The sequence below is a fragment of the Leisingera sp. ANG-M7 genome (assembly GCF_000813965.1).
GTDB lineage: Bacteria > Pseudomonadota > Alphaproteobacteria > Rhodobacterales > Rhodobacteraceae > Leisingera.
In genome coordinates, this window is sequence record NZ_JWLI01000006.1 from 407,307 (window position 1) to 419,545 (window position 12,239).

The window sequence follows — 12,239 nt, forward strand, 5'->3', positions numbered from 1 at the left end:
GGCCGGTATAGTCAAGCCCGGGCCTTGGGCCTCAGGCGAAAACGGGGCGCTTGATGCGCCCCGTTCCTGCTGTCTGGCGGATTACTCGATCCAGCCTTTTTCTTTGTAGTATTTGGCAGCGCCAGGATGCAGCGGTGCCGACAGGCCGTCTGCAATCATCTCTTCCGGCTTCAGGTTGGCAAAGGCCGGGTGCAGCTTCTGGAAGGCTTCGAAATTTTCAAAGACTGAGCTGACCACTGCATAGACTGCATCCTCGGACACGTCAGCGGAGGTCACGAAGGTCGCGCCCACGCCAAAGGTGCTGGTGTCGTTGTCGGACCCACGGTACATGCCGCCTGGAATGGTTGCAGTGCGGTAGAAAGAGTTGTCGCCAACCAGCTTCTCAACCGCTTCACCGTCAACGGTCACCAGAACCGAGTCACAAGCCGTGGTGGCTTCCTGGATAGAGCCGGACGGGTGGCCGACGGTGTAGATCATTGCATCAATCTGGTTGTCACAGAGCGCCGCGGACTGTTCCGCCGCCTTCAGCTCGGTTGCCAGGGCGAAATCTTCCATACCCCAGCCCTTGGCATCCATCAGCACTTCCATGGTGCCGCGCTGGCCGGAACCCGGGTTGCCGATGTTCACGCGCTTGCCCTTGAGGTCGTCAAAGGTGGAGATGCCTGCATCAGCGCGGGCCACCACGGTGAACGGTTCCGGGTGGACCGAGAACACGGCGCGCAGGCCTTCGAACGGACCCGCTTCTTCAAACTTGGAGGAGCCGTTGTAGGCGTGATACTGCCAGTCGGACTGGGCCACACCGAACTGCAATTCGCCTTCACGGATGGTGTTGATGTTGTAGACCGAACCGCCGGTGGACTCGACAGCGCACTTGAAGCCGTGCTCTTTGCGGCCTTTGTTCACCAGACGGCAGATGGCGCCGCCGGTCGGGTAATACACGCCGGTCACGCCGCCGGTGCCGATGGTGATATATTCCTGAGCAAATGCTGCGGGCGCCGAAAAGGACGCCGCCACCAATGCACCGATAGCCAGCTTGGTGTGTTTCATGATCAAGTCTCTCCCACTTGTCTTATGAATTGCAGCTTGTCTGCGTCCGCCAGGAATACATGTCTGCAGTTGTCCCGCAGCGGTCAGTTCCGGCCTGCTAGGCAAGCTGTGTGCGGATTATTTTGCACGCGCAGAAGGGTTTCACCGCCTCCCCCCCAAGTCAAGACTGCTATTTATTGACGCACCCTCTTTGGGGCCTTTTTTCCCGTTAATGACGCCAGTTAGAGATTTTTCCCCGCAAACGCATGGCACCTCTGCATGGTGCCGACGCAAAGTTTTTTCTTGAAGGTAAAGATGAGTTGCGCGCGATTCTCAATTGCTTCATTTCGAACCTGAAGACATCAACTCAGCTACGCATACATTTTCCGTGATTTTTCACATGCTGAAAATCAACCGGTGACAAACCGCCGCAACATGGCTATTAAACAGCCCATAAAAAAATTTGAGCCACGGTTTAAGAAACGCCGGGGCCGTTACCAGCAATTGACAGGGAGCTTGCAGCAATGCTGCTGAGCCAAGTAATTTTCAGCAATCCGTCTCTGACGGACTTTTGGGCATTGGAGCGGTGTGTATCGGCCCAGGCCCGCCGGCTTCCACGGGAAATCAGCGCCCCGTTGACTTGCGACGTGGAGCCTGAATTCCGGTGCACCCCCCGAAAGTGGGAGTTGATCCTGGCCGAAGCTCATCAACGCGGATTGAGAGCGCGTCAGGCGGCCTGATCTTCAATTTCCTCAAGCTCTTTGATCCGCTCAAAGGTGGAACAGTTCCCCGACAACGGAATGGCTGCCGGGGAGGCATGTTTTTACTCGGCCGGGCTGGTCTGCGGCTGCCCCTTGATACGCTCGCGCATGCCTTGCATCATCGCGTAAAGCACTGGCACGACGATGACGCCGACTACGGTTGCTGCAAGCATTCCGCCAAAGACCGCAATGCCGATGGCCTTCTGGCTGGCGGCGCCGGCACCAGACGCAATCAGCAACGGCACCACACCCAGCAGGAAGGACAATGCCGTCATCATCACCGCCCGGAAGCGCTGCTTGGCTGCTTCCTGGGCGGCTTCTCGGATGCTGAGGCCGGCTGCCCGCTGCTCCATCGCGAATTCCACAATCAAGATCGCGTTTTTCGAGGCTAGGCCGATCAGCATGATCATCCCGATCTGGGTGTAGAGGTTGATGTCATTTCCAGCGATCGCCACCGCAGCGACGGCCCCGAACAGTGCAACAATCACCGACAACAGGATTGCCACCGGCATTGTCCAGCTTTCGTATTGCCCGACCAGGAACAGGTAGCCGAACAGCACCGCCATCGCCAGGATCACTGTCACCAGCCCAGCTGAGTCCAGCTGCTGTTGAGCGGTGCCTGTCCATTCAAAGGCATATCCCGGCGGCAACGCAGTCGCGGCTTCCTCTTGCATCACCCGTATCGCGTCGCCGGTGGACAGACCCGGAGCCGGAACAGCGGTGACGGTCGCAGATCGGAAGATGTTGTGCCGTTTTAGCAGAACCGGTCCCAGCACGTTCTCGACGTCGATCAGGGTCGACAGCGGCACCATCTCCCCCGACTGCGCCCGCACGTACAGGCCGCCGATATCTTCGATCTTGTCGCGGTAAGACCCCTCTGCCTGCAGCATCACCTTGTAGACGCGGCCGAACAGGTTGAAGTCGTTTACGTAGTAGGACCCCAGATGGGCCTGCATGGTCTGGAACACCTCGGCAATCGGCACATTCAGCGTCTTGGCCTTTTCCCGATCCAGATCAACAAACACCTGCGGCACGTTGGCCCGGAAGGTGGTGTAGGACTGGGCGATCTCAAGCCGCTGATTGGCAGAATAGACTAACGAGCCAACGGACTGCGCCAGATCCTGCGGAGTGCCGCCAGCGGTTTGCTGCACTGCCATCTCAACACCTGCCGACATCCCCAGGCCGGAGATCGGCGGCGGGTTGAAGGCAACGATGCTGGCCGCAGCTTCGCCGTTGGCAATACCATAGATCTGACCCAGGATCGCATTCGGCTGCAGCGCTTCGTCCTGCCGCTCATCCCACGGGTCCAGGTTGGCGATTATCATCGCACCGTTGGCACTGGCGCCGTTCAGCAAGCTGAATCCATTGACCAGAACGGTGCCCTGGACGCCCGGAATCTGACGGATCTGCTCGTCGATCCTGCGGGTCACCGTTTCTGTCCGTCCCAGTGCCGCCGCATCAGGCAGCTGAACATCAACAAACAGATAACCGTTGTCCTCGGCCGGCAGGAAACCCTTGGATGTGGAGTTGAAAACCGTGCCGGTTCCAAACGCCACAACGGCGATGATTGCAAGCCCGATCACCGGAAGCCGCAGAAGCCTGGTCACAATGCTGAGGTAGCCGCTGCGCACGCCCCCGATCATGTTCTCAAACATCGCCAACAGCCCTTTTGGCGGGCCGGAACGGGCCTTCAGTACAATAGCGCAAAGCGCAGGTGACAGCGTCAGCGCGTTGACCGAGGAGATCACCACGGCGACCGAGATCGTCACCGCAAATTGCGAATAAAGCTTGCCAGTAATCCCTGGCATGAAGGTGACCGGCACAAACACTGCCAGCAGCACCAAGGTGGTTGCGATCACCGGGCCAGTGATCTGCCCCATTGCCTTGCGGGTCGCATCAGGCGGTGACAGCCCCTCTTCGGCAATGATGCGCTCGACGTTCTCCACCACAACGATGGCGTCATCCACCACGATGCCGATCGCAAGAACCAGCGCAAACAGCGAGATGGTGTTGAGCGACATGCCAAGCACCAGCAGGAAGGCGAATGTACCAATCAGCGACACCGGGATGGCGACTGCTGGAATGACAGTAGCGCGGAACGACCCGAGGAAGATGAACACCACTGAAATCACCAGCACGAAGGTCATCATCAGGGTGGTGATCACGTCATTCAGCGATTGCTCGACAAAATCCGTGGTGTTGAATGGCACCGCGTAAGAAACATCCTCGGGGAAATCCGCCGACAGGCGTTCCATTTCCTCCAGTACATTCTCCGACACAGCCAGCGCATTGGCGCCAGGTGCCTGATAGACCGCCAGAATGGTTGCCGGCACGCCGTCAAAGAAACCGGAGGAACTGTAGTTTGAGGCGCCCAGCTCCACCTTGGCGATGTCCCCCAGGCGCACGGTACTGCCTCCGTCGCCGGTGCGGATAACGATATTCTCAAACTCGCTGACCTCAGTCAGCCGGCCTTTGGACTTGATTGTGTACTGGAACACCTGATCTCCGGGCACTGGCGGCGCACCCACTTGCCCGGCTGAAACCTCAATGTTCTGCTCCTGCACTGCACTGATCACATCACCCGGTGAAATACCCAGGCCAGCCATCTTGTTCGGATCCAGCCACACCCGCATGGCGTACTCAAAATTGGTCAGAATATCCGCCTTGCCGACGCCGTTCACACGCGCCAGCGCATCCTTGATGTTGATCGCAGCATAATTCGACAGGAACACACTGTCATAAGACCCGCCCGGCGACGTCAGCGCTGTCACCAGCAGCATGTTGGAAGAGCTTTTCTGAGTTACCACACCATTGGCGTTGACCTCAGCAGGCAGCGAGGCCGTGGCCTGTGCCACCCGGTTCTGCACGTTAACCGAAGCGATATCAGGGTCGGTGCCGACTTCAAACGTCACCGCCAGCGAGTAGCTGCCGTTGTCTGCGGAGGTGGAGGACATGTAGAGCATCCCGTCCACACCGTTAACCTGCGCTTCAATGGGCGCAGCGACGCTTTTTTCAACGGTCTCAGCATTGGCACCGGTGTAGGTGGCAGTGACGTTCACCACCGGCGGCGTGATTTCAGGGAACTGCGCAACAGGCAGAGCGAAATAGCCGATCACCCCCATAACCGTCAGAACCAGGGAGATAACGATCGCGAACTTCGGCCTCGAAATAAATGTGGAGGAGAACATCGGTTATTCTCCTGCCTGTGCTGCCATGACCGGATCCACCTCGACACCGGGCCGGATTTTCTGCAGGCCTTCGACCACAACGGATTCGCCTTTCGTCAGCCCGTCCAGAACGATGATCCCGGTGCCCTGAACATCACCGGTAACGATGTAACGCTGCTGGACCTGGCTTTGATCATCGACCACCAGAACAAACGGACCCTGTTGATCCCGCTGAATTGCTGCCTGGCTGATCACGACCCGCTCAACAGCTTCTTGCGACTGAAGGCCGACTGTCAAAAAAGCCCCGTCCAGAATCAGCCGTTCATCATTTTTGAATTCCGCCCGCACAGTGACAGCGCCTGTCGTCGGATCAACCCGGTTGCCAGCAAAGGCGATCCGTCCCTTTTCCTCCAGTTCTGCCCCATTCGGCAGCACGACGAACACCTCTGGAGCGGTCTCGGTATTGCCGCGGTCAATTCCCTCAGCTTCAAGCTCTTGCAGGATTTCGACGAATTGCTTTTCGTTCAGCGCGAAGGACACATAGACGGGCGCTTCGCGCACGATATTCACCAACGGCGAACCGCTGGGGCTAACCACATCTCCGGTACTGACCTCCACACGCCCGACACGGCCGGAAAACGGCGCATGGACTTCGGTATAGCTCAGATCCAGTTCAGCTTGCTGAATTGCGGCCGCAGCGGCGCGCACCTGCGCCTCTGCCACCAGTTCATTGGCGCGGGCGGTGTCACGGTCTGCTTCCGGAACCGATCCGCGCTCGAACAATTCCTGTTTCCGGACCAGCTCCAATGATGCCAGTTCCAGATTGGCTTCAGCCTGCGCCAGTTCGGCCCGTCGGCTCTCCAGCACTGCCTCATAGGCGCTGCGCTCGATGCGGAACAGAATGTCGCCCTTTTCGACCTCAGCGCCATCCCGGACCAGCACTTCTTCCAGATATCCGCTCACCCGGGCCATGATGTCGGCTTTGTCGATCGCTTCTCCCCGGCCGATGAATGTCGCCGTATCCTTGATCGGTTTGATCACCGCCTCGGAAACCGACACTTTGGGAGCAGCACCTTGCTGCTGCGCCAGTGCTGCGCCGGCAGATGCCAGGCTAACAGCTGCAACCACTGCGAGCCCTGTCCGGCCTGTCAGGCCCCTGTTCCAGAAACACGTCATTCTTGAGCCTCTCAATTAAACAAAAATTTCCGACAGCCGCCAAATCGGACTGCCGCCCCGTATCCAAATCGTTGCCCTATTGAATACTTTCTCTGCACACGTCTGCAAGCTGCACACGTATCTTGAAGAAACTTCTGTCGCGGCAAAAGGTTAAAACCCGCAGCCGCAATCGGGAACTGCCGCCCCTCGCCATACGTTTAAAACAGGGAACCTGCAGCCCGCCGCTTCAGGCGGGATTTGATTACCGTGCCGAGGCAATTACCTTGTTCCGGCAAGGGTGCCTGGCTTGAAAGCAAGGAGCATGACATGCGGTGGAGAGGGCGGCGGCAAAGCCGGAATATCGAAGACCGGCGGGGCCGCCGGATATCTGGCAAAGGCGCCGGGATCGGCGGTGCCGGCCTTCTGCTCATTGTTGTCGCTGGGGCCTTTTTCGGCGTCGATCTAACCCCGCTGCTGCGAGATTCCGCACCGCAATCCAGTGCAAATGCTCCAGTCACTGCAGCCGACCAGGAGGCTGCGGAGTTTGTCAGCGTCGCCCTCGCCGATACCGAAGTTGTATGGACCTCTATATTCGAACAGCAGCTTGGACGGCGGTATAATCCGGTTGTCCTTGTCCTTTACAAGGGAGTGACCCAGTCTCCTTGCGGCGGCGCAAACGGCGCAACTGGTCCGTTCTATTGCCCGATGGACGAAAAGGTCTATCTCGACACGTCCTTCTTCACCACACTCAGCCAGCGGCTGGGCGCGCGGGGCGACTTCGCAGCCGCCTATGTCGTCGCCCATGAAGTTGCTCACCATGTGCAGAACGAGCTTGGCATCCTTGGTGAGACCCAGCGCGTCAGGGCCCGGGTGAGCGAAGTTGAATCCAACGCGATTTCTGTCCGGACGGAGCTGCAGGCGGACTGTTTCTCCGGGATCTGGGCGCGTTACGCGCAGGACGCGCTGGGCACGCTGGACCCCGGCGACGTCGAAGAGGCGATGAATGCCGCAAAGCAGATCGGTGATGACACATTGCAGCGGAATGCCGGCCGTGTACCCCAGCCGCATACGTTTTCCCACGGCACCAGCGCACAGCGGCAAGATTGGTTTGCCCGTGGGTTCCAAACAGGTGAAGTAAAGGCCTGTGATACTTTCTCAGCCAGTTCCTTGTAGCACTTTGAGTGTGCAGGCCATTGAATTCCTTTGATACCGGTGCTTGTTTAGCAACACACAGCACCGCACGGGACACGCAAGGCTGAATATTTTCAGCCGCTTGCACGGTGCTGCAGCAAACCAAGGGAGGCATCAGAATGAAAGTTGGCGGGACACACTACCGTTCCCTGTGGTGGAACCTCGAACGGGATGCATTGCAGATCATCGATCAGCGCTGGCTGCCGCACGAGTTCCGCGTTCAGCAGGTGGACACGCTACAGGGTTTTGCTGATGCCATTATAGAGATGCGGGTGCGCGGTGCTCCCTTGATCGGGGCGACAGCTGCCTATGGAATGGCCCTCGCGATGCGCCTGGATCCGTCCGATGCCGCCATGGATCGGGCCTGGAGCTTTCTCAACGCAACCCGTCCAACTGCTATCAACCTGCGTTGGGCCCTGGACCGCTGCCGCGCGCATCTGCGGCCCCTGGATAAGGCAAAGCGGGCCGAAGCTGCGTTGGCTTTGGCACACGCAATTTCGGATGAGGACGTCGAAATCAACCGCTGCATTGGCGCACACGGGCTGGAACTGATCCGGCAGATTGCAGCAAGCAAACCTGCGGGTGAACCGGTCCGGCTGCTGACCCACTGCAATGCCGGCTGGCTGGCAACTGTCGATTGGGGCACCGCCACCAGCCCGATGTACCATGCGCATGAGGCCGACATACCGATCCACGTTTGGGTTGACGAAACTAGGCCTCGCAACCAGGGCGCGCTGACCGCCTGGGAGCTGGGCAGCCACGGGATCAGCCACAGCTACATCTCAGACAATGCCGGCGGTCACCTGATGCAGAACGGTCAGGTTGACCTGGTCATCACCGGCACCGACCGCACCACCCGCCGCGGCGATGTTTGCAACAAAATCGGCACCTATCTTAAGGCACTGGCCGCCCACGACAACGGGGTTCCGTTCTACGTCGCTCTGCCCTCGCCGACCATCGACTGGACGGTCTCTGACGGGGTTGCTGAAATCCCGATTGAGGAACGCAGCGAGCGTGAGATCACCCATGTTCAGGGTAAGAACGAAGACGGAGCAATCGGCACTGTGCAGGTGACACCGGACGGAACCCCGGGCGGCAACCCGGCCTTTGATGTGACGCCGAACCGGCTGGTAACCGGGCTGATAACTGAGCGCGGCATTTGCAGAGCGTCCGAGGAAGGTCTAGCGGGAATGTTCCCCGAAATGGCCGCAGCAAAATCCGCCTGATGCCCGAGACTGTCCAATGAAACCACCGTACCGGGACTGCATCGAACTCAGGCAGGCCATAATTGACGCCTGCCTGGAAATGAATGCCGCAGGGATCAATCAGGGTACCTCCGGCAATATTTCAGTTCGCACGGGCGATCACATGCTGATCACCCCGTCGGGAGTCCCATACGGGAAAATGGCGCCTGAAGATCTTGTCCTGGTGCCCTTGGACGGCAGCCCCGCACCGGAGGGACAGTTGAAGCCCTCGACCGAATGGCCCTTTCATCTGGCTATCCTGCAGGCCAAACCAGGTGTGCATGCCGTGATCCATGCTCACCCCGTCTATTGCAGCGCGCTGGCGATGAACCGCCAGGCAATCCCTGCCTGCCACTACATGGTTGCGGCTTTCGGCGGCAACGACGTTCCTGTGGCGGATTACGCCCTGTTCGGAAGCTTAGATCTGTCAAACAACATCGTGCACGCCTTGCATAACCGCAGCGCATGCCTGATGGCCAACCATGGCGCTTTAACCACCGGGGACAGCCTTTCACGCGCCCTTTGGCGAATGGTGGAATTAGAAACATTGTCAAAAGGCTACGTGACAAGCCTAACCGTCGGAAAACCACACATCCTGAGCGAAGATGAGATTACGGAAGTTGTAACGGCTTTCTCGGAGTACGGCCTGAAAGACAGTCGCTGACACTGCATAAACGCAAAATGGAGCCGGTATGGAACATCCGCTGATCTTTGATGGTCACAACGACCTGCTGCTGCAGATCCAGTCCGGCAACGTTGCTGATGGCAGGGATGGCTTCCTGGGCTCCGGCGGCCATCACATCGATCTGTTCAAGGCACAAAAAGGCGGTTTTGCAGGCGGCATGTTTGCAATCTTCGTTCCGGACGAAGCCAGCGCAAGCTTCATGGAAGAAATGATGGCCGAGAGCTATGACCTGCCCTTGCCATCAGCCCTTGACTGGCCGCGGTCAGCACAAGTTGCGCTTGCTCAGGCCGCGATCCTGAGACGTCTTGAGCGTCAAGGAGCGCTCAAGATCTGCCGTACTGCTGCTGACATCCGCGGCTCAATGCAAAGTGGAATCATGGCGGCCGTCATGCATATGGAAGGCGCCGAGGCAATCGACCCGGATTTTCATACGCTCGAGGTTCTTCACTCTGCAGGCCTTCGCTCGCTCGGCCTAGTCTGGAGCCGTCCCACGATCTACGGCAACGGTGTGCCGTTCCGCTTCCCCTCAAACCCGGACACCGGCCCCGGCTTGACCCCAGAAGGCATCCGGTTGGTAAAAAAGTGCAATGAACTGAGTATTCTGATCGACCTTTCTCATCTGAACGAAGCGGGTTTCTGGGATGTTGCCAGCCGCAGCAGCAAACCTTTGGTCGCAACCCATTCCAATGCCCACGCCCTGTGCCCGCACAGCCGAAACCTGACGGATCGGCAACTGCATGCGATCCGTGACAGCGATGGCATGGTCGGGCTGAATTTCGCCGTTGCCTTCTTGCGCGAAGACGGACGTATGGACGCGGACACGCCAGTTGCCAAAATGATCGAACATCTCGTCTACCTTATTGACGAGCTTGGTGAGGACAGAGTCGGACTTGGATCGGATTTTGATGGCGCAACTGTGCCCGCAGCAATCCATGATGTTTCTGGGCTGCCGGTGCTGCGCGAAGCAATGAAAGCGCACGGTTTCGATAACCAGTTAATGGCCAAACTCTGCCATGGAAATTGGCTTCGGGTGCTGGAGGAGACCTGGACGTAGCAGAGCTTTGCATGTCACCAGCAGCACAAATCAGCTGAACGGTGCACGGCTTGAGCTAGTCTGCGGGAGTCGTTTTCAAAGAGGCACAGGTGATGAAAAAACAAAGGCCTGCAGCAAAAACACGCTGCAGGCCTTTGTTTTTATTGGTACCCAAGGCCGGACTCGAACCGGCACGCTGTCACCAGCGGGGGATTTTGAATCCCCTGCGTCTACCATTCCGCCACTTGGGCCACGCACTGTTCCTAGCCAAGCAATCGGCCAAGGTCCAGAGGCAAAACAGCACTCAGCCGCTGAAAATACACCGGGTGGCAAAATCAGCCTCCGCCCAGCTTGACGGAGCGCCGCGCGCATGCCAACTCCCTAGGAAAATGCCATTGAGGACGCAGGGCCCAGTATGCTGAAACCGTTGTATGACCGGACAATGGCCTTGGCCGATCATCCCAAAGCGCTGTGGTGCCTGGCGGCGGTTTCGTTTGTTGAAAGCTCTGTTTTTCCGATCCCGCCGGATGTTCTGATGATCCCGATGATCCTAGCCCGCCCATCGCGGGCATGGCTGGTCTCTCTCGTGGCGCTGGTTGCGTCTGTGGCCGGGGGCGTTCTGGGATATGCGATTGGCGCCTTTTTTTACGAAAGCATCGGCCAGCCGGTTCTGGAGGCCATGGGCAAGGGCGGCGCCATGGCAGAGTTCAATACCCGTTTCAACGATTTCGGCTTCTGGGCGGTACTGGGTGCAGGCGTCACACCGTTCCCCTACAAGGTGATTACCATCATGTCGGGCTGGACGGGAATGCCGCTTGGAACATTCATTGCGACCTCTATCCTCGCACGGGCATTGCGCTTTTTCATCGTGGCCGGTCTTCTGTGGCAATTCGGGGCACCGGTCCGCGATTTCATTGAACGCCGCCTTGGGCTGGTTTTCACCGCTTTCATGGTGATCCTTTTCGGCGGTTTCCTGATGGTGAGGTTCATCTGAACATGCACAGACTTCTGATCGTATTGGCCGCCGGCGGCTCAGCTGCGCTCCTGCTCGGTGCGCTTGGGTTCCAGTACATCGGCGAAATGGCACCCTGCAAGCTCTGCTACTGGCAACGCTACCCCCATGCTGCTGCCGCTGGGATCGGCGTGCTGGCTCTGATCATTCCAGGCGCAGTGCTGCCCTACCTGGGTGCACTGGCTGCGCTGGCCACTGCAGGTGTCGGTGCCTATCACACTGGGGTTGAGCGCGGCTGGTGGGAAGGACCCACCACCTGCACATCCGGCCCGATTGACGGGCTGTCGCCTGACCAGCTGATGGAGCAAATCATGGCAGCCCCACTGGTGCGTTGTGATGAGGTTCCGTGGGAAATGCTGTCGCTCTCCATGGCCAGCTGGAACGCCATTGCCTCCTTTGGCTTGGCACTGCTGTGGATTTCCGCGGCCAACCACATCCGCAAGCAGGGTTAACACTGCAGCAAGCTGCAATGCGGCCACCAACATGCTGGCCGCATTGAAAAAACAACGGTCTCAGGTGTCTTTCTTGGTCGCCAGCAGCAGATTGGTTTCGCTGCTCACGACCCCTTCGAACGTCCGGATTTTGGCTAGGGCAGCATCAAGCGTTTCCAGCGTCTCGGTGCCGAGTTCAATAATCAAATCCCAACGCCCGTTGGTGGTATGAATCGCCCGCACTTCCGGCAAGCCCTGCAACTGCCGGGTGATCCGGCTGGTGCCGCGGCCTTCGATCCCGATCATCATCAGCCCGCGCACGGGATCGCGCAGGACATCCTCTTTCAGCACGACAGTGAACCCCAGGATATCCCCACGCGCCTGCAGCCGCTCGATCCGCGCCCGCACAGTCGTCCGCGACAGGTTCAGCTCCAATGCCAGATCCGAAAGCGACGCCCGTGCATTGTGCCGCAGGGCTGACACCAGTCGCTCATCCGTTTTGTCCATACCCTACCCCATTTTGATCAATTGCCC

At 58.6% G+C, this 12,239-nt stretch carries 10 protein-coding genes and 1 tRNA gene; 6 read left to right on the forward strand and 5 right to left on the reverse strand.

All coding sequences use genetic code 11. From position 1 onward, the window contains the following. Nucleotides 1–81 precede the first annotated feature (81 nt). From RA26_RS09350 to RA26_RS09360, 3 genes are all read right to left on the reverse strand, one after another. On the reverse strand, nt 82–1,047 hold the full coding sequence (locus RA26_RS09350; RefSeq protein ID WP_039183002.1) for a TAXI family TRAP transporter solute-binding subunit: 966 nt from the start codon (nt 1,045–1,047) through the stop codon (nt 82–84). Between the two features lie 802 nt (nt 1,048–1,849). Then, nucleotides 1,850–4,975 carry an efflux RND transporter permease subunit gene (locus RA26_RS09355; protein WP_039183005.1) on the reverse strand — a complete coding sequence of 1,042 codons (3,126 nt, stop codon included), beginning with the start codon at nt 4,973–4,975 and terminating at the stop codon, nt 1,850–1,852. Nucleotides 4,976–4,978: 3 nt separating this feature from the next. Then, entirely contained in the window at nt 4,979–6,082 is a 1,104-nt protein-coding gene (locus tag RA26_RS09360) for an efflux RND transporter periplasmic adaptor subunit (protein WP_241482616.1), read from the reverse strand. 354 nt (nt 6,083–6,436) lie between these two features. On the opposite strand from RA26_RS09360, the gene ypfJ reads away from it, so the two are divergent. The 4 genes from ypfJ to RA26_RS09380 all read left to right on the forward strand — a co-directional run bounded on the left by ypfJ (nt 6,437) and on the right by RA26_RS09380 (nt 10,283). After that, entirely contained in the window at nt 6,437–7,282 is an 846-nt protein-coding gene (ypfJ, locus tag RA26_RS09365; protein WP_039183011.1) for a KPN_02809 family neutral zinc metallopeptidase, read from the forward strand. Nucleotides 7,283–7,419: 137 nt separating this feature from the next. Then, nucleotides 7,420–8,526: an S-methyl-5-thioribose-1-phosphate isomerase gene (gene mtnA, locus RA26_RS09370; protein WP_039183013.1), complete on the forward strand. Its 1,107-nt coding sequence runs from the start codon at nt 7,420–7,422 to the stop codon at nt 8,524–8,526. Between the two features lie 16 nt (nt 8,527–8,542). Next, nucleotides 8,543–9,208 carry a class II aldolase/adducin family protein gene (locus tag RA26_RS09375; RefSeq protein ID WP_039183016.1) on the forward strand — a complete coding sequence of 222 codons (666 nt, stop codon included), beginning with the start codon at nt 8,543–8,545 and terminating at the stop codon, nt 9,206–9,208. A gap of 28 nt (nt 9,209–9,236) precedes the next feature. After that, entirely contained in the window at nt 9,237–10,283 is a 1,047-nt protein-coding gene (locus RA26_RS09380; protein ID WP_039183019.1) for a dipeptidase, read from the forward strand. A 144-nt stretch (nt 10,284–10,427) separates the two neighbouring features. Here the strand turns inward: RA26_RS09380 and RA26_RS09385 are convergent. Further along, nucleotides 10,428–10,513, reverse strand: a tRNA-Leu gene (locus tag RA26_RS09385). 164 nt (nt 10,514–10,677) lie between these two features. On the opposite strand from RA26_RS09385, the gene RA26_RS09390 reads away from it, so the two are divergent. Together RA26_RS09390 and RA26_RS09395 are read left to right on the forward strand one after the other, a co-directional pair. Further along, nucleotides 10,678–11,256, forward strand: a complete 579-nt coding sequence (locus tag RA26_RS09390) for a YqaA family protein (protein ID WP_039183021.1) — start codon at nt 10,678–10,680, stop codon at nt 11,254–11,256. Between the two features lie 2 nt (nt 11,257–11,258). Next, entirely contained in the window at nt 11,259–11,726 is a 468-nt protein-coding gene (locus RA26_RS09395) for a disulfide bond formation protein B (protein WP_039183025.1), read from the forward strand. 60 nt (nt 11,727–11,786) lie between these two features. On the opposite strand, the gene RA26_RS09400 is transcribed toward RA26_RS09395, so the two are convergent. Then, nucleotides 11,787–12,212, reverse strand: a complete 426-nt coding sequence (locus tag RA26_RS09400; protein ID WP_019297834.1) for an Lrp/AsnC family transcriptional regulator — start codon at nt 12,210–12,212, stop codon at nt 11,787–11,789. Between the last annotated feature and the right edge of the window lie 27 nt (nt 12,213–12,239).

Coding starts and splice junctions, on each gene's coding strand:
- RA26_RS09350 (WP_039183002.1), bottom strand. CDS start 1,047: ATGAAACACACCAAGCTGGCTATCGGTGCATTGGTGGCGGCGTCCTTT.
- RA26_RS09355 (WP_039183005.1), bottom strand. CDS start 4,975: ATGTTCTCCTCCACATTTATTTCGAGGCCGAAGTTCGCGATCGTTATC.
- ypfJ (WP_039183011.1), top strand. CDS start 6,437: ATGCGGTGGAGAGGGCGGCGGCAAAGCCGGAATATCGAAGACCGGCGG.
- mtnA (WP_039183013.1), top strand. CDS start 7,420: ATGAAAGTTGGCGGGACACACTACCGTTCCCTGTGGTGGAACCTCGAA.
- RA26_RS09375 (WP_039183016.1), top strand. CDS start 8,543: ATGAAACCACCGTACCGGGACTGCATCGAACTCAGGCAGGCCATAATT.
- RA26_RS09380 (WP_039183019.1), top strand. CDS start 9,237: ATGGAACATCCGCTGATCTTTGATGGTCACAACGACCTGCTGCTGCAG.
- RA26_RS09390 (WP_039183021.1), top strand. CDS start 10,678: ATGCTGAAACCGTTGTATGACCGGACAATGGCCTTGGCCGATCATCCC.
- RA26_RS09395 (WP_039183025.1), top strand. CDS start 11,259: ATGCACAGACTTCTGATCGTATTGGCCGCCGGCGGCTCAGCTGCGCTC.
- RA26_RS09400 (WP_019297834.1), bottom strand. CDS start 12,212: ATGGACAAAACGGATGAGCGACTGGTGTCAGCCCTGCGGCACAATGCA.